Raw genomic sequence first — 17414 nt, forward strand, 5'->3', positions numbered from 1 at the left:
ACGTATGGAGGCAGACACGAAGCGCGGGGCCGTCGTCCTCGGCGGGAGCCGCGGCATCGGCCTCGCGGCCGCGCGCGCTCTCGCCGGCGCCGGTTCGGATGTGGTGATCGGCTACCGCTCCGACCACGCCGCCGCGGACGAGGCCGCCGACTCGATCGCCGCGGAATCCGGGCGCCGGGTCCGGAGCGTGTGCGCCGACCTCGCCGACATCGCACGCACACGAGAGGCGATCGGCGCTGCGGCGCAGTGGCTCGGCGGCACGATCGACGTGCTCTGCATTCCGGCCGGCATCGAGCACCTCGAACACATCGACGAGGCCACCCCGGAGATCTACGACACGGTCTTCGGCACCAACACCCGGGGCGTCTACTTCGCGATCCAGAGTGCCCTGCCGTTCATACCCGACGGCGGGCGCATCGTGTGTCTGTCGTCGATCAGCGCCAGCACGCCGTTCGCCAACCATGCGATCTACAGTGCGAGCAAGGCGGCGGTCGAAGCCTTCGTCGGCTGCCTGGCCGTCGACCTGGCCGCGCGATCGATCACCGTGAACGCCGTGGCACCGGGCGGCACCCACACCGGGCTCGCGCTGGACACCGCGCAGCGCTTCGGCGCGCACCTCGATCCCCGGATGTTCCATCTGCCGTTCGGCCGCCTCGCCGAACCGGCCGAGATCGCCTCGGTCATCGAATTCCTCGCCTCACCGGCGGCCGGCTGGATCACCGGCCAGACCGTCCGGGTGGCCGGCGGTCAATAGCCGGAACGAGCGCCACGCGCGCCGGTCCACCCCGCGGCCAGCTCCGCGGTGAGGCTGGTCAGCTCCGGCCCGGCGTTCGCGAGTGCGGCGGCGCGCGACCCGGCGTGATGGGTCAGCGAATGGACCTCACCGAACCGCGCCGCCTCGGCGTCGGTCAACCGTGACTCGCCGACCAGCACGATCAGCGGGACGCCCGCGGCCGTCGCCTCGGCCGCGATCGCGTCGACCACCTTGCCGTGACCGGTCTGCGCGTCGATCCGGCCCTCCCCAGTGATCACCAGGTCGGCGTCGGCGATCGCCGCGGGTCGCCGCGTCAGCTCGGCGATGAGACCGGCCCCGGAGACCCGGCGGGCTCCGGCGGCCAGGAGCGCCGCGCCGAGTCCACCGGCCGCTCCGGCACCCGGCAGATCGCGCACATCGCGGCCACCGGCCGCGGCCAGCCGGTCCGCCCAGCGGGTCATCCGCTCCTCGAGGAACGCCACGGCCGCCGGATCGGCACCCTTCTGCGGCCCGAAGGTGACAGCCGCACCGTCGGCGCCGAGCAGCGGATTGTCGACGTCGGTGGCCACGATGAGTTCCACGTCGCGGCACAGCCGGGCCGCGGCGGCCGGCCCGCCGAGCCTCTCGCAGGCCCCTCGCCCGCCGTCGGTGCTGGCCGAACCGCCGAGTCCGACGACGATGCGGCGGCTCCCGGCCAGCAGCGCCGCCGCGATCAGGTCGCCGACGCCCGCGGTGTCGGCCTCGACGGCGGTGCGCGGGTCCGGGTCGGGAACCAGGTTCAGGCCGCACGCCTGGGCCACCTCCAGGTAGGCGGTGCGCTCGTGCAGCAGCCACGACGCCCGCACCGGGGTGCGCAGCGGGCCGTCGACCGTCTGGATGCGGACCCGGACGCCGAACGCGGTGGCCAGCACCTCGACGAAACCCGGGCCGCCGTCGGATTGCGGGGCGAGCGCGACGGCGTCGTGCGGGCGGCCGGCGTGCCAGCCGGCCCCGATCGCCGCCGCGGCTTCCACCGCGTCGAGCGTTCCGCCGAACGAGTCCGGCATCACCAGCACCCGCGCCCCCACCGTCATGATCAGCGACTCTAGCTATGCCGGGCGGCTCCGCGGAGAGGTTCGGCGATGGCTTAGGCTCGTGGGCGTGAAGATGCCCTGGAAATCCGGCGCGGATGCGGCCGCCGACAGTTCCGCCGACACCGCCGAGAACGCGAGTGATGCCGCCGCCGACGACGACGCGAAGCAGTCCGGCGCGACCACCCCCGGCAAGGGCCGCCCGACCCCCAAACGCCGCGATTCCCAGCGGCGCCGCACCGGACCGGTCGCACCGCCGCCGACCACGCGCGCCGAGGCCCGGGCCCGCAAGAAGGCCCAGAAGTCGACGCTGACCAAGGAAGAGCGCAAGGAGCTGCGCGCCGAGCGGAACAAGGCCCGCGCCGATCAGCGCGAGAAGATGATGGAGGGCGACGAGAAGTACATGATCGCCCGCGACCGCGGGCCGGTGCGTGCCTACACGCGCGATCTGGTCGATTCGCGGCGCAACTTCGCCGGGCTGTTCATGCCGTTCGCCGTCGTGCTGATTGTGACGATGATGATTCCGAGCGTCAGCCAGTACATGTCGCTGGTGATGCTGGCGTTCGTGGTGCTCATGGTGATCGATTCGCTGATCCTGGGCCGCCTGGTCAACAAGCGTGTGCGCGAGCGGTTCCCGGACAGCACCGACGGCGGCTTCAGGCTCGGTCTGTACGCGTTCACCCGGGCCATGCAGCTGCGCATGATGCGGGCGCCGCGGCCCCGGGTCTCGCTCGGCGCCAAGGTCTAGCCGCGCATGCGCACACTGATCCTCGGCGGCACCCGGTCGGGCAAGTCGGCGCGGGCCGAGGCGCTCCTCGCCGGCCCGCCCGCCGTCCGCTATCTCGCGACGGGTGCGGTGCCCGGCGGCGACGAGTCGTGGGCGCGCCGCGTCCAGGCCCACCGCGACCGGCGCGACACCCGGTTCACCACCGTCGAGACGACCGATCTGGCCGGGCAGCTACGCGACGGTGACGGGGTGCCGACCCTGATCGACGACCTCGGGAACTGGGTCACCGCCCTGCTCGACGCCACCGGCGGCTGGGACGATCCCGGCGCCGATCTCGGCGCGGAGATCACCGAGCTGGCGACCGCGGTCGCCGCCTACGACGGCGACCTGGTGATCGTGAGCCCGGAGGTCGGGCTGTCCGTGGTGCCGTCCACCAACGCCGGCCGCCGCTTCGCCGACGTCCTGGGCGCGGCGAATCTGGCCGTCGCGGCGGCGTGCGACGACGTCGAGCTGGTGGTGGCCGGGCGGATCCTGCAGCCCGTGGCCACGACCGGGCCGCTGTCACGCCGGCAGACCGAGGCCGACCCTCACCGGCCCGCCCCGCCGAGCGAGGCCGCCCCTGACCAGCCCGCCCCGCCGAGCGAGGTGCGAGCCGAGCTCGAGCCTGGCCCTGAGCATGCGGGGCGGAGCCTGCGACGGCCCGCGGCCGAAGGGTCGAAACGACCCCCCGCAACCGCGGCGGGCCCCACCGACGCCGACTTCCCCCCGGTCGACCTGCCCGACGAGACCGTCGCCGAACAGGCCCGGGCGCGCCTGCTGACGCTCACCAAGCCGCCGGGCTCACTCGGCCGCCTGGAGGACCTCGTCGTCTGGGTCTCGTCGTGCCAGGGCGTCTGTCCGCCGCGGCGGATCGTCGCCCCGCAGGTGGCGGTCTTCGCCGGCGACCACGGGGTGGCCCGCGACGGGGTGTCCGCGTTCCCGCCGGAGGTCACCGCGCAGATGGTCGCCAACATCGCCTCGGGCGGCGCCGCGGTCAACGTGCTGGCGCGCCGCGCCGGCGCGGCGGTCCAGGTGCTGGACATGTCCGTCGACACCGATGACGCCGATCCCGTCGTGGCCCGCTACAAGGTGCGCCGCAGCACCGGCGACCTGCGGCGCGGGCAGGCGATGACGCTGGACGAGGCGCGCCGCAGCGTCGCCGCCGGGCGGGCCGTCGCCGACGAACTGGTCGATGCGGGCGCCGATCTGCTGATCGCCGGGGACATGGGCATCGGCAACACCACCCCGGCCGCCGTGCTGACCGGGATCGTCACCGGCAAGGAGCCGGTGGTCGTGGTCGGCCGCGGCACCGGCATCGACGACGCCGCCTGGATCCGCAAGACCGCCGCGATCCGCGACGGCATGCGCTTCGGCCGCCCTCACCGGCACGACCCGCTGAATCTGCTCGCGGCCGTCGCCGGGCCCGATCTCGCCGCCATGGCGGGCTTCCTCGCCCAGGCCGCGGTCCGTCGTACCCCGGCGATCCTGGACGGCATGGTCGTGACGTCGGCCGCGCTGGTCGCGAATCTGCTCGCACCGGGCGCGAGCGCCTGGTGGTGCGCGGGACACCGGTCCACCGAACCGGCGCACGGCTTCGCACTGCTCGAGCTCGGGCTGGAACCGATCCTCGACCTCTCGATGCGGCTCGGCGAGGGCTCCGGCGCGGTGACCGCGCTGCCCGTCGTCACCGACGCGGTCGACATCCTGATCGACATGGCGACGTTCACCTCGGCCGGCGTCGACGACGGATCGTGACCGCGCGGCCGGGCGGGGTGCGGCTGGCACTGAGCTGGCTGACCGTCGTCCCGGTCCCCCAGCCGCGGTCGGCACCCGATCGCACCGACGGGCGCCGCGTGATCGCGGCCGTGCCGGTCGTCGGCGCACTGCTCGGCGCCGCGACGGCCGCACTGGCCTTCGGTCTCGGGTACACGGCGCTCCCGGCGCCGGTGATCGGCGCACTGTGCGTGGTCTTCTTGGCGCTCGCCACCCGCGGCATGCACCTCGACGGCCTCGCCGACACCGCCGACGGGCTCGGCTGCTACGGCGACCCCGAGCGCGTCCGTGCCGTGATGCGCAGCGGCGACGTCGGACCGTTCGGCGCCGCCACCCTGGTGCTCGTCCTCCTGTTGCAGGCCCTCACCGTCGGCGGTCTGGCGGCCGAGAGTCGCTGGTACGACCTCGCGTTCGCGGTCTTCCTCGGCCGGGTGGCCGTGGTGATCGCGTGCCGCTCGGGTCTGCCGTCGGCCAATCCGGACGGTTTCGGGGCGCTGGTCGCCGGTACGCAGCGCGCGGCGATCGCGGTGTGGCTCGTCGTCGCGGCGATCGCGGTGGCCGGGGCCGGGTGGCTCGGCGCCGGCGCGGCACCGTCCTTCCAGCTCGGCGTACCGATCCGCGCGGCGACCGCCCTGATCGTCGTCGTCGCGTTCGGTTACGCGTTCACCCGGCACTGCGCGCGCCGGGTCGGCGGCGTCTCCGGCGACGTCCTCGGCGCGACCATCGAGCTGTCCACGACACTCGCGCTCGTCGTGCTCCTCGCCTGACCGCTGCCGACGGAGACTCGTCCCGGCATACGACTCGCGGCTACGGGTAGAGCGTCGTCATCCAGCCGTGGCGGTCGGCGAAGGTGCCGCGCTGCAGGCCGGTGAGGGTGTCACGCAGGGCCTGGGTCACCGGGCCGGTGGTGCCGTCGCCCACCAGGTAGTCGTCGGTATCGCTCTTGACGCGGCCGACCGGGGTGATCACCGCGGCGGTGCCGCAGGCGAAGACCTCGGTGATGGCGCCGGAGTCGACGCCCTCGCGCAGTTCCCGGGTGGAGATCTTGCGCTCGGACACGCCGTAGCCGGCGTCGGCCGCCAGCGTGAGCAGCGAGTCGCGCGTGATGCCGGGCAGCAGCGAACCGGAGAGCTCAGGGGTGACGATCTGCGCGTCGGAGCCGCTGCCGAACACGAAGAACAGGTTCATGCCGCCCATCTCTTCGATGTACGTGCGCTCCACCGCGTCGAGCCAGACCACCTGGTCGCAGCCCTGCTCGGCGGCCTGCGCCTGGGCGAGCAGCGACGCGGCGTAGTTGCCGCCGAACTTGGCGGCGCCGGTACCGCCGGGCGAGGCCCGGACGTACTCGGTACAGAGGTACACGCTGACCGGCTTCACCCCGCCGGAGAAGTAGGCGCCGGCCGGCGAGGCGATCAGCACGTAGCGGTACTCGTTGGACGGCCGGACACCGAGACTCGGCTCGGTGGCGAACATGAAGGGACGCAGGTAGAGCGACTCCTCGCCACCGGCGGCCGGGACCCAGCCGTGGTCGACGGCGAGCAACTCGCGCAGCGAGTCGAGGAAGTGCCCGGTCGGCAGCGGCGGCATCGCCAGGCGCTCGGCCGAGGTCGCGAACCGCGCCGCGTTGGCCTCCGGACGGAAGGCGGCGATGGAGCCGTCGGGCTGGCGGTACGCCTTCAGTCCCTCGAAGATCTCCTGCGCGTAGTGCAGGACCATCGCCGCCGGATCCAGGGCGATCGGGCCGTAGGGGGTCACCTTCGCCCGATGCCAGCCCCGCTCCCGGTCGAAGTCCATGGTCACCATGTGATCGGTGAAGTGATTGCCGAAGCCGGGCGCCTCCAGGATCTCGGCGCGACGGCCCTCCGAGACGGGATGGGGGTGGTCGGTACGGATGAACTCCAGCGTCATGGGACAACAATAGCGCTGCGCCCGAGCCGCGATTCGCTCAGACGTGGCTCTCGACGAACGGCGGATTCACCACGACGGCGGGCACGCTGCGGCCGCGCACGTCGACCACCACCTCGTCGCCCGCACTGACCCCCGCGAGGGTGTCCAGGAAGGCCAGGGCGATGCCCGCCTTCAGGGTCGGCGAGAAAGTCCCCGAGGAGCATTCGCCGATCACCGGGCCGCCCGGCATCAGGTGCACGGTGCAGCCGGCGCGCAGCACGCCGCGGCCGGTCGCCTTCAGGCCGGCGAGGCGCCGCGCCGGGCCGGCCTCGCGCTCGGCGAGCAGGGCGTCCCGCCCGAAGAACGACGGCTTGTTCCAGCCCACCGCCCACGAGCTGCGCGCCTGCACCGGGGTGATGTCCTCGGTGAGTTCGTGGCCGTGGAGCGCGTAGCCCATCTCGGTCCGCAGCGTGTCGCGGGCGCCGAGGCCGCAGGGCTGACCGTCACGCGCGGTCACCTCGGCGAGCAGGGCGTCCCAGACGGGGCCGGCGTCGTCCCAGCGCGGCAGGATCTCGTAGCCGCGTTCGCCGGTGTAGCCGCTGCGGCAGACGCGCACCGGGTAGACGGCATCCCCGGCACGCAGCTCCGCGTCGGCGAAGGCCATGTACTCCATCTCGGTCGGGAGGCCGAGCGCCGCCAGCACCTCCGGCGCCCGCGGTCCCTGCACGGCGAAGACGCCGTAGTCGCGGTGCTGATCGGTCACCGCCACCCCGTCGGGGGCGACGGCGGCGAGCGCCGCCACCACGTCGGCGGTGTTGGCCGCGTTGGGGACCAGAAAGACCTCGTCGTCGGACACCAGGTAGGCGATCAGATCGTCGATCACGCCGCCGCGGTCGTTGCAGCAGAGCGTGTACTGGGCCTTGCCGGGGGTGATCTTGCCGAGGTCGTTGGTGAGGGTGTCGTTCACGAGGGCCGCGGCGCCGGGGCCGGCGACCAGCGCCTTGCCGAGGTGGCTGACGTCGAACAGACCGACGGCCTCGCGGACGGCGGCGTGCTCGGCGGAGGTTCCGGAGTACGAGACGGGCATGTCCCAGCCGCCGAATTCGGCGAAGCTGGCGCCCAGGGCGGCGTGGCGGTCGGCGATCGGGCCGGCGAGGAGTTCGGTCATGCGCTCACCGTATCGCGCCACCTGCGCGACTCTCCCGATCACCTCCGCCCGGGCGGGCTACAGTGGGTCGGCGTGAGCAGCAACGACATCCTGAACCGTGCCCGCGGACCCCGCATCGACCTCGCCACCGGCCTGACCAAGAACGACGACGTTCTGGTGATCGGCCTCCTCACCGGCGACACCGACGACGACGCGAAGACGTCGCCGACCGACCCGGATCCGGTCCTGCTCCTGACCGACGACCTGCTCGACGACGAGGCCGCCGAGGCCCTCACGGCGGCGCTCCGCGCCGTGCGCGCCAGCGGTAAGACCGGCCAGGTGGTGACCGTTCCCGCCCCCGCGGCCCTGCCCGTGCGGCTCGTCGTGGCGGTCGGACTCGGTGCGGCCGAGGACGCCGAGGACGCCGAGACCGTGCGGCAGGCGGCCGGTGACGCGATCCGCACCCTCGACGGCGCCGGCCCGGTGGTGTCGACGCTGTCCGCGGCCGGTCTCGGTGCCGCCGCGGAGGGTTTCTACCTCGGCGCCTACCGGTTCGACGAGTTCCGTTCGGCGGCGTCCCGATCGCCGAAGGAGCCGGCCGGTGAGATCTCGCTCCTGGTCCCCCAGAAGACCAAGCAGGCGCGGGCCGAACTCGACCACGCGCTCGTCGTCGCCGACGCCGTCGCGCTGGCCCGCGACTTCGTCAACACCCCGCCCAGCCACCTCTACCCCGGTGAGTTCGCCGACCGCGCACGACGCGCGGGCGGTGCGGCCGGCCTGACCGTGGAGATCCTCGACGAGGAGGCGCTCGCGGCGGGCGGCTACGGCGGCATCGTCGGCGTCGGACAGGGCAGTTCCCGGCCACCGCGCCTCGTGCGGCTCGCCTACACGCCGTCGGCCAAGAACGACGCCCGCAAGAAGGTCGCGCTGGTCGGCAAGGGCGTCACCTTCGACACCGGCGGCATCTCCATCAAGCCGGCCGCCGGCATGGATCACATGACCTCCGACATGGGCGGCGCGGCCGCGGTGATCGCGACGGTCATCGCCGCCGCGCGGCTCGGGCTCGACGTGGCCGTGACCGCCACCGTGCCGATGGCCGAGAACATGCCGTCGGGCACCGCGCAGCGGCCCGGCGACGTCCTGACGCAGTACGGCGGCACCACCGTCGAGGTGCTCAACACCGACGCGGAGGGCCGGCTGATCCTCGCCGACGCCATCGCGGCGGCCTGCGAGGACGACCCCGACTACCTGATCGACACCGCCACCCTGACCGGCGCCCAGATGGTCGCCCTGGGCACCCGCACCCCCGGCGTGCTCGGCACGGACGAGTTCCGCGACCGGGTCGCCGCGATCTCCCGCGCCGTGGGCGAGAACGGATGGGCGATGCCGCTGCCCGCCGAGCTCCGGTCGGACCTCAACTCGCGCGTCGCCGACCTGGCGAATGTCACCAATCACCGCTGGGGCGGCATGCTCAGCGCCGCCATCTTCCTGCGCGAATTCGTGAGCGACGGCGTCGGCTGGGCCCACCTCGACGTCGCCGGGCCGGCGTTCAACACCGGCGGCCCGTGGGGCTACACGCCGAAGGGCGGGACCGGTGTCCCGGTGCGCACGCTGATCGCCGTGCTGGAGGACATCGCCGAGGCCGGCTGAGCCCCTACCCACGGGTACCCCGGACCGCCCTGAAGGCCGGTCATTCAAGGGGTAGGGTCTCGGGTGAAAAAGTTCATCGAGCGAACTGACTAGGGAGCAACACGCAATGGCCTTCTCCGTCGAGATGCCCGCACTGGGTGAAAGTGTCACCGAAGGTACCGTCACCCAATGGCTCAAGAACGAGGGCGACACCGTCGCCGTCGACGAGCCCCTGCTGGAGGTCTCGACCGACAAGGTCGACACCGAGATCCCGTCGCCGGCGGCCGGCGTGCTGATCAAGATCGTCGCCCAGGAGGACGACGTCGTCGAGGTCGGCGGCCAGCTCGGTCTGATCGGTGAGGCCGGTGAGGCCGGCGGCGATGCGCCCGCCGCCCCGGCCGAGCCGGAGCCCACCCCCGAGCCGGAACCGGCCGCTCCCGCCGCCGCGTCCGCTCCCCCGGCCCCCGCCGCGCCCGCCGCTCCGGCACCCGCGGCCGCCGCGTCGTCCGGGAACGACGTCACCATGCCCGAGCTGGGCGAGTCGGTGACCGAGGGCACCGTCACCAACTGGCTCAAGCAGGTCGGCGACACCGTCGCCGTCGACGAGCCGCTGGTCGAGGTGTCCACCGACAAGGTCGACACCGAGATCCCGTCACCGTTCGCCGGTGTCCTGCTGGAGATCGTGGCCGACACCGACGACGTCGTCGCCGTCGGCGGCCGTCTCGCGGTGATCGGCGAGCCCGGTGCCGCCCCGGCTGCGGAGCCCGAGCCGGCTCCGGCCGCCGCCGCTCCCGAGCCCACACCCGCTCCGGCGGCGCCCCCGGCTCCCGCTCCGGCCGCCCCGGCCCCGGCGGCGCCCGCCCCGGCCGTACCGGCACCCGCCGCGCAGACCGACGGCAACGACCTCGAGTCGACGCCCTACGTGACCCCGCTGGTGCGCAAGCTCGCCGCCGAGAACGGCATCGACCTGGCCACCGTCACCGGTACCGGCGTCGGCGGACGCATCCGCAAGCAGGACGTGCTCGCCGCCGTCGAGGCTGCCAAGGCGCCCGCCGCACCGGCTCCAGCCGCCCCCGCCGCGACTCCGGCGGCCGCTCCGGCCGCCGCGGCCCCGGCGCCGAGTTCGGAACTGGCCGCCCTGATCGGCACCACGCAGAAGATCACCCGGATCCGGCAGATCACCGCCGCGAAGACCCGCGAGTCGCTCGCCACCACCGCCCAGCTCACACAGGTGCACGAGGTCGACATGACCAAGATCGCCCAGCTGCGCAAGCAGGCGAAGGCCGGCTTCGCCGCGGCCGAGGGCGTCAACCTGACGTTCCTGCCGTTCTACGCGAAGGCCGTCGTCGAGGCGCTCAAGGTCCACCCGAACATCAACGCGTCGATCGACGAGGCCAAGAAGGAGATCACCTACCACGGGAAGGTGAACCTCGGTATCGCCGTGGACACCCCGCAGGGTCTCCTCTCGCCGGTGATCCACAACGCCGACGACCTGTCGCTGGCGGGTCTGGCCCGGGCCATCGCCGACATCGCCGCCCGCGCCCGCTCCGGCGACCTCAAGCCCGACGAGCTGGCCGGCGGCACGTTCACCATCACCAACATCGGCAGCGCCGGCGCCCTGTTCGACACCCCGATCCTGGTGCCGCCGCAGGCCGCCATGCTCGGCACCGGTGCCATCGTCAAGCGTCCGGTGGTCCTCACCGCCGCCGACGGCACCGAGTCGATCGCCGCCCGGTCGATGGCCTTCCTGCCGATGACCTACGACCACCGGCTGATCGACGGCGCCGACGCGGGCCGTTTCCTCACCACGGTGCGCCATCGCCTGGAAGGCGGCGAGTTCGCCGCCGATCTCGGCCTGTAACCCACCGAGAGCAGGTAGCAGATCTCCATGCGAATCGCCGTCGCCGGGAGCCACGGGCTCATCGGGTCGGCGCTGGTCGACGCGCTGACGCGCTCCGGTCATGACGTCGTGCGCCTCGTGCGCACGCCGGTGACCGGAGCCGATCAGGTGCGCTGGGATCCGGAGACGTTCGGCGTCCCGCCCGGCGCGCTCAACGGCGCCGACGCGGTGATCGGCCTCGGCGGCGTGGGACTGGGCACCCGGCGCTGGAGCGGCTGGGTGAAGCAGCGGCTCCGCGACTCCCGGATCACCCCCACCTCGGTTCTCGCCGAGGCCGTCGCCGACGCCGGGGTGCCGGTCTTCGTCAGCGCCAGCGCGACCGGCTTCTACGGCGACACCGGGGAGGACGCGGCCACCGAGGACTCCCCGCCCGGCGACGGCTTCCTCGCGGACTTGGCGGTCGACTGGGAGGCCGCCACCCTGGCCGCCGCCGGCGCGCGCATCGTCGCGCTGCGCACCGCCCCGGTCCTCGCCCCGTCCGGCGGTCTCCTCGGACGTCTCCGGCCCCTGTACCGGCTCGGCGCCGGCGGGTCGATCGGTGACGGCCGGCAGTTCTTCTCGTGGATCTCACTGCACGACGAGGTCGCCGCGATCGAGTTCCTCCTCGAACAGCGGCATATCGCCGGTCCGGTGAACCTCGCCAGCCCGCAGGCCGTCCGGTACGGCGATTTCAGCGCGCTCCTCGCGCAGCAGGTGCACCGTCCCGACTGGTTCCGCGTGCCCGCCGCACTCGCGCACGCCGTCGGCGGCGAACTGGTCGACGAACTGATCCTGACCTCCTCACGGGTCGAACCGAAGGTCCTCACCGACCACGGCTTCGTCTTCGCGCATCCCACCCTCCCGCAAGCCCTGGAGTACGCCCGTGCGTAACGGTTCCGCCCGTGCCGATACCGGCCGCCTCGAGGTCCGCAGACTCGGTCTCGTCGACTACGAGACGGCCTACGACCTGCAGCACCGGCTGGCCGCCCAGCGGGCGTCCGGTGAACTCGATCACGACCTGCTCCTCCTGCTCGAGCACCCGTCGATCTACACCGCGGGCAAACGCACCGAGGACGGCGACCGGCCGGTCAACGGCGCCCGGGTGATCGACGTCGACCGCGGCGGCCGGATCACCTGGCACGGCCCCGGACAGCTGGTCGGCTATCCGATCGTCAAACTCGCCGAACCGCTCGACGTGGTCGACTACGTCCGCCGCGTCGAGGAGGCCCTGATCCGGTTCTGCGCCGACCAGGGACTCGTCACGACGCGGGTGGCGGGTCGTTCCGGGGTGTGGGTCGTCGATCAGCCCGGCGCCGGGAGCGGGCCGAATCTCCAGGGCGAACGCAAACTCGGGCAGATCGGGATCCGCGTGTCCCGCGGGGTGACCCTGCACGGCTTCGCCCTCAACGTCGACCCCGACATGTCGGTGTTCTCCGCGATCGTGCCGTGCGGGATCGCCGACGCCGGGGTCACCTCCCTCGCCGCCGAGCTCGGCCGGCCGATCACGGTCGACGAGACGCTCGACGGCGTCGCCGCCCGCGTTCAGGAATGCCTGGACGCCGATCGCACAAGCGTAGGATCGACACAGTGACCGCCTCGCCCGACTCCGCTGCCAAGGCCGCTCCCGAAATCAAGTCCGAGGGCCGCAAACTCCTCCGCCTCGAGGTCCGCAACGCGCAGACCCCGATCGAGCGCAAGCCGAAGTGGATCAAGACCAAGGCGACGATGGGCCCGGAGTATTCCGAACTCAAGGGCCTGGTCCGCAGCGAGGGCCTGCACACCGTGTGCGAGGAGGCCGGCTGCCCCAACATCTACGAGTGCTGGGAAGACCGCGAGGCCACCTTCCTGATCGGCGGTGAGCAGTGCACCCGGCGCTGCGACTTCTGCCAGATCGACACCGGCAAGCCGGCTCCGCTCGACCGCGACGAGCCGCGACGCGTCGCCGAATCCGTCCAGTCGATGGGCCTGCGGTATTCGACGATCACCGGCGTCGCCCGAGACGACCTGCCCGACGAGGGCGCCTGGCTGTACGCCGAGACGGTCCGCAAGATCCACGAATACAACCCGGGCACCGGCGTGGAGAACCTGATCCCGGACTTCCACGCCAAGCCCGACCTGCTGGCCGAGGTGTTCGACGCCCGGCCCGAGGTGCTGGCCCACAACCTGGAGACCGTTCCGCGGATCTTCAAGCGGATCCGCCCGGCCTTCCGCTACGAGCGGTCGCTCGACGTCCTCACCCAGGCCCGCGATTTCGGGCTGGTGACCAAATCGAACCTGATCCTCGGCATGGGCGAGACGCCCGACGAGGTCCGCGAGTCGCTGCGTGACCTGCACGAGGCGGGCTGCGACATCGTCACCATCACGCAGTACCTCCGCCCCTCCCCCCGCCACCATCCGGTGGAGCGCTGGGTGAAGCCGGAGGAGTTCGTCGAGCACTCGGACTACGCGACGCAGCTCGGCTTCGCCGGGGTGCTGGCCGGGCCGCTGGTGCGGTCGTCGTACCGGGCCGGCCGCCTGTACGCGCAGGCGATGGCCCGCCACGGCCGCCCCCTCGATCCGGCGATGGCGCACCTGGCGAACGAGGGCAGCACCGCCCAGGAGGCGTCGTCGGTGATCGCCCGCATGGCCACCGGCGCCCGCTGACGTCCGCGCCCCCGACTGCCTCGCTCCCCGACTCCAACCGCCCGTTGAGCCGGTCGCTCCACACACCCCCACCGCCTATTGAGCCCGTCGAGCCGCCCCCCAGCCCGTCGAGCCGGTCGAGCCGTCCCCCAGCCCATTGAGCCCGTCGCCCCCAGCCCGTTGAGCCGGTCGAGCCGCCAGGCGAGACCGTGTCGAAACGCACCCCCGACTGCAGAAGGCCGTTTCGACGCGGCCGGGCCCCGGGGGCCCGACCGGCTCAGCGAGCTGCCTGAAGCCACCGCAATCAGCCCACCGAGCCACCCCGACCCCACAGCCCGCCCCGCCGGTCGCGCCGCAAGACGAGACCGTGTCGAAACGCACATCGAACCCCCACTAGACTGGACACCATGGCACAGGCGAAGAACGACGCGAGCAAAGAGGCCAAGAAGGCCGCGAAAGCCGCCCGCAAGGCCGCTTCCAAAGAGCAGCGCCAGCAGATCTGGCAGGCCTTCAACATGCAGCGCAAGGACGACAAGGCGCTCATCCCGCTGATGATCGGCGTGCTGGCCCTGTCGGTGCTGGTGTTCACGCTGATCGGCGTCTTCGTCGGCGGACTCTGGTTCATGGTGGTGATCGGCATCGCGATCGGTCTGCTCGGCGCGTTCGTGCTGTTCACCCGCCGCGTGTCGCGCAGCGTCTACAAGAAGGCCGAGGGCCAGCCGGGTGCGGCGGGCTGGGCGCTGAGCAACATGCGCGGCCAGTGGCGCGTGCAGCAGGCGGTCAGCGGCACCAGCCAGCTCGACGCCGTGCACCGGGTGATCGGTAAGCCGGGCATCATCCTGGTCGGCGAGGGCACGCCGTCGCGCGTGAAGCCGCTGATCGCGCAAGAGAAGAAGAAGGCCGCACGCGTGGTCGGCGACACCCCGATCTACGAGGTCGTGGTCGGCAACGGCGAGGGCGAGGTCCCGCTGTCGAAGCTGGAGCGCCACCTCAAGAAGCTGCCGTCGAACATCGACCGCGACCGCATGGAGGCCCTGGACGGCCGCCTCGCCGCACTCAAGGCGAAGGGCGCGTCCGGCCCGGCCATGCCGAAGGGCCCGATGCCGCAGGGCGCGAAGGTGAAGAACATGGCGCGCACCGCGCGCCGCCGCGGTGGCGCCGCCTGATCCCGTCCGGAGACTGAGGGCATTTCGTCCTCCGCCGAGTACCGAAAACAGTAGACGGCGGAGGACGAATCGCTTTCCGGCGCTATCCGGCGGCGGCCGTGCCGAACCGTGCCGCCGACCGCGCCTTGGCCTTGGCCGCCTCCACCGCGCGATCCTTCGGCGGCGCCGTCGTCACCAGATGGTCGAGCAGGTGCACCGTCGCATGCGCCACCGCTTCCACGGCCTCGTCGAACGCGGCCTGGTTGGCCTGCGAGGGTTTGGTGGTCCCGGCGATCTTGCGCACGTACTGCAGGGCGGCGGCGTGTACCTCGTCGTCCGTGGCCGGCGGGGCGAAGTTGTGAAGCGTCTTGATGTGTCGGCACATGCCCCGACGCTACTCCCGGGCCGGCCCGACGACGATGCACTGCGCCCCGGTCCTCGGGACCGGGGCGCAGCGTGAAAAGCAGACGGCGCTAGCGTTCGTCGTCGCCGGTGATCTCGGCGTACCGCGCGAGCGCCAGCCGGGACGCGGCCCGTGACCAGACAAAGTAGCCGATGATCACCAGGGCGAACCAGACCGCGCCGACGATCAGCGCGATCCGGCCGTCGTGGTCGAAGAACAGCAGCACGAAGACCAGCACCATGAAGGCGAGCGCGGCGACCGTCGTGTACGGGGCGCCGGGCACGCGATAGTCCGAGGCGGGCAGCTCCCCCCGGCTCACCCGGCGCCGGTACACCATCTGGCAGAGCAGGATCGTAGACCAGACGACGATGATGCCGACCGTCGACACCGACGTGATGTAGGCGAAGGCGTGGTCCGGGTCGACGACGTTGACGATCACCCCGATCACCATCACCAGCGCGCTGAGCACGATGCCGCCGACCGGGACCTTGCGCGACGACAGCGCGGTGAGCCGCCGCGGCGCGTCCCCGCGGCCGGCGAGCGAGCGCAGCATGCGGCCCGTCGAGTAGATCCCGGAGTTGCACGACGACAGCGCCGCGGTCAGCAGGATGAAGTTGACGATGCCCGCCGCGCCCGGCATGCCGATGTCGCGGAAGACCGTGACGAAGGGGCTCTGCCCCTCGTGGAAGTCCTTCCAGCTGCGCATGCAGAGGATCACGAAGATGGCGCCGACGTAGAAGATGCCGATACGGAACGGCACCGAGTTGATCGCCTTGCGCAGGGTGACGCGCGGGTTCTCCGCCTCACCGGCGGTGACGCCGACCAGCTCCACGCCGACGTAGGCGAACATCACGATCTGCAGGCTCAGCAGCGCGTTGGTGAAGCCGGTGGCGAAGAAGCCGCCTTGGTTCCACAGGTTGGTGACCGACGGCCCGGTCTCCGGACCGAATCCGGTGATCGGCAGGAGCACACCGATACCGATGATGATCATGCCGATGATCGCGGTCACCTTGATCGCCGAGAACCAGAACTCGGCCCAGCCGAACAGCCCGACCGAGATCAGGTTCGCCATGAACAGCACGACGAGCGCCACCAGCGCCGTCAGCCAGATCGGCACCGACGGCCACCAGTAGTTGATGTAGTGCCCGGCCACGGTGATCTCGGCCATGCACGTCGTCACCCACACCGCCCAGTACGTCCAGCCCTGGCTGAACCCGGCGAACCGGCCGAGGAACTCGTCGGCGTATTCGCTGATACCGCCGGAGATGGGCCGGTAGATCAGCAGCTCGCCGAGCGCCCGCATCACGATGAACACCGCCAGGCCGGCCAGCGCGTAGGCCAGCAGCAGCGCCGGACCGGCCTTCTCGATGGCCCGGCCGGACCCGTAGAACAGGCCCGTGCCGATCGCGCCGCCGATGGCGATCATCTGGATGGTGCGCGAACTCAGGCCACGCTGGTAGCCCTCGTCGCGCTCGGGAACGGTGCTGTAATCGAGCTGCCGGTCGGCCACGGGTTCCTCTCGTCGGTCGATGCTGATCGGGCCAATGTACGACTGTCCGACTCGTCGCGCGCGCCCGGGACCCCCCTTCGGGCGCCCCAGGCATCGTGTACCTGTCCTCCGCTGCAACCCCGGCACCCCCGGGGCGCGGGCGCGGCGATGCTTGCACCGGCTGTCTCGATGAGGCGCCCGGATCCGCCGACCCGCAGCCGCGGCCTGGCGCGGGCACAACGAGTGGATGCGGACCGATTATCTCGTGCGAACGATGGCGGTGCCGGTGGCGCGGTCGTGCATGGCGCGGCCGTTGTAGTCGTTGATCAGCGCCGGGACTACGAACGGGATCAGCAGCTGCCGGAAGAACGCGCGCACCGGACCGACCGCAGCCCGAGGCTCGGTGCCGGCCGCCTCCGCCGCGCCGCGCTCCGGGCCGAGGTCTGCCCGCGCCACGCGCGTCCCGGCCGCGAACTGGCCCGGAGTGAAGCCGAAGAACATCACCGTGGCCAGCCCGAGGACGAACCAGATGCCGATCTGCCACCACGCCATCGCCTGGACGGTCACCTCGAAGGCGCTGTAGACATGACCGTTCACCTCGATGGCGTTCCGCGGCCCGACGACGAGGAAGGCGAGGCCACCGGCGATGAGCCAGTCGACCAGCAGGGCCAGCACCCGTCGCCAGCCGCCGGCGATCGAGCCGGGCCCGGATTCGGGGAGTCCGAGATCGGAGCCGCGGTACTCCACCTCGCCCTTCGCGACGTACGGGCCGGTGAGCCAGCTGCCCGCGGCGTCGCGCATCGTCGAGCCCGTCGACCCGGTATCGGGACGGGACCGGTTCTTCGAAGCC

General features: G+C 72.3%; 16 protein-coding genes. 10 read left to right on the top strand and 6 right to left on the bottom strand.

Features of this window, described 5'->3' with window-relative positions; all coding sequences use genetic code 11:
* The first annotated feature begins 4 nt into the window (after positions 1–4).
* Complete coding sequence (locus MYK68_RS12885; RefSeq protein WP_247864087.1) at positions 5–754, top strand: SDR family NAD(P)-dependent oxidoreductase; 750 nt, start codon at positions 5–7, stop codon at positions 752–754.
* Here MYK68_RS12885 and MYK68_RS12890 read toward each other — a convergent pair.
* Positions 748–1827, bottom strand: coding sequence for a glycerate kinase family protein (locus MYK68_RS12890; protein WP_247864088.1), 1080 nt, complete (start codon positions 1825–1827; stop codon positions 748–750). The two genes, MYK68_RS12885 and MYK68_RS12890, sit on opposite strands and share 7 nt — an antisense overlap.
* Positions 1828–1894: 67 nt before the next feature.
* Between MYK68_RS12890 and MYK68_RS12895 the strand changes: the two genes are divergently transcribed.
* Genes MYK68_RS12895 through MYK68_RS12905 form a run of 3 tightly spaced genes read left to right on the top strand, consistent with a single transcriptional unit; the run spans position 1895 to position 5130 of the window.
* On the top strand, positions 1895–2572 hold the full coding sequence (locus tag MYK68_RS12895; protein WP_247864089.1) for a DUF3043 domain-containing protein: 678 nt from the start codon (positions 1895–1897) through the stop codon (positions 2570–2572).
* A gap of 6 nt (positions 2573–2578) precedes the next feature.
* Entirely contained in the window at positions 2579–4345 is a 1767-nt protein-coding gene (cobT, locus tag MYK68_RS12900; protein ID WP_247864090.1) for a nicotinate-nucleotide--dimethylbenzimidazole phosphoribosyltransferase, read from the top strand.
* Positions 4342–5130, top strand: a complete 789-nt coding sequence (locus tag MYK68_RS12905) for an adenosylcobinamide-GDP ribazoletransferase (protein WP_247864091.1) — start codon at positions 4342–4344, stop codon at positions 5128–5130. Before cobT ends, MYK68_RS12905 begins: the two co-directional genes overlap by 4 nt.
* 40 nt (positions 5131–5170) lie before the next feature.
* Here the strand turns inward: MYK68_RS12905 and MYK68_RS12910 are convergent, their stop codons facing one another.
* Positions 5171–6271, bottom strand: a complete 1101-nt coding sequence (locus MYK68_RS12910; protein ID WP_247864092.1) for a branched-chain amino acid aminotransferase — start codon at positions 6269–6271, stop codon at positions 5171–5173.
* Positions 6272–6308: 37 nt separating this feature from the next.
* Positions 6309–7418, bottom strand: a complete 1110-nt coding sequence (gene gcvT / locus MYK68_RS12915; protein WP_247864093.1) for a glycine cleavage system aminomethyltransferase GcvT — start codon at positions 7416–7418, stop codon at positions 6309–6311.
* Between the two features lie 72 nt (positions 7419–7490).
* Here gcvT and MYK68_RS12920 point away from each other — a divergent pair, with 72 nt between their 5' ends.
* From MYK68_RS12920 to MYK68_RS12945, 6 genes are all read left to right on the top strand, one after another.
* Positions 7491–9047 (top strand): leucyl aminopeptidase, encoded by a 1557-nt coding sequence (locus MYK68_RS12920; RefSeq protein WP_247864094.1) that lies wholly within the window; start codon positions 7491–7493, stop codon positions 9045–9047.
* 106 nt (positions 9048–9153) lie between these two features.
* Positions 9154–10887 carry a 2-oxoglutarate dehydrogenase, E2 component, dihydrolipoamide succinyltransferase gene (gene sucB, locus MYK68_RS12925; RefSeq protein WP_247864095.1) on the top strand — a complete coding sequence of 578 codons (1734 nt, stop codon included), beginning with the start codon at positions 9154–9156 and terminating at the stop codon, positions 10885–10887.
* Between the two features lie 27 nt (positions 10888–10914).
* Positions 10915–11796: a TIGR01777 family oxidoreductase gene (locus tag MYK68_RS12930; RefSeq protein WP_247864096.1), complete on the top strand. Its 882-nt coding sequence runs from the start codon at positions 10915–10917 to the stop codon at positions 11794–11796.
* Positions 11789–12496 carry a lipoyl(octanoyl) transferase LipB gene (lipB, locus tag MYK68_RS12935; RefSeq protein ID WP_247864097.1) on the top strand — a complete coding sequence of 236 codons (708 nt, stop codon included), beginning with the start codon at positions 11789–11791 and terminating at the stop codon, positions 12494–12496. Before MYK68_RS12930 ends, lipB begins: the two co-directional genes overlap by 8 nt.
* Positions 12454–13548, top strand: coding sequence for a lipoyl synthase (lipA, locus tag MYK68_RS12940; protein WP_502798251.1), 1095 nt, complete (start codon positions 12454–12456; stop codon positions 13546–13548). Before lipB ends, lipA begins: the two co-directional genes overlap by 43 nt.
* A gap of 386 nt (positions 13549–13934) precedes the next feature.
* Entirely contained in the window at positions 13935–14693 is a 759-nt protein-coding gene (locus MYK68_RS12945; protein ID WP_247864099.1) for a DUF4191 domain-containing protein, read from the top strand.
* A gap of 82 nt (positions 14694–14775) precedes the next feature.
* Here the strand turns inward: MYK68_RS12945 and MYK68_RS12950 are convergent, their stop codons facing one another.
* From MYK68_RS12950 to MYK68_RS12960, 3 genes are all read right to left on the bottom strand, one after another.
* The gene (locus MYK68_RS12950; RefSeq protein ID WP_247864100.1) at positions 14776–15057 is read right to left on the bottom strand and encodes a DUF2277 domain-containing protein; all 282 of its coding nucleotides are present in this window, start codon (positions 15055–15057) and stop codon (positions 14776–14778) included.
* Positions 15058–15145: 88 nt separating this feature from the next.
* The gene (locus MYK68_RS12955; RefSeq protein ID WP_247864101.1) at positions 15146–16585 is read right to left on the bottom strand and encodes an amino acid permease; all 1440 of its coding nucleotides are present in this window, start codon (positions 16583–16585) and stop codon (positions 15146–15148) included.
* A 237-nt stretch (positions 16586–16822) separates the two neighbouring features.
* On the bottom strand, positions 16823–17365 hold the full coding sequence (locus MYK68_RS12960; protein ID WP_247868048.1) for an RDD family protein: 543 nt from the start codon (positions 17363–17365) through the stop codon (positions 16823–16825).
* Positions 17366–17414: the final 49 nt, after the last annotated feature.

Origin of the sequence: Gordonia sp. PP30 (genome assembly GCF_023100845.1) — a bacterium.
GTDB lineage: Bacteria > Actinomycetota > Actinomycetes > Mycobacteriales > Mycobacteriaceae > Gordonia.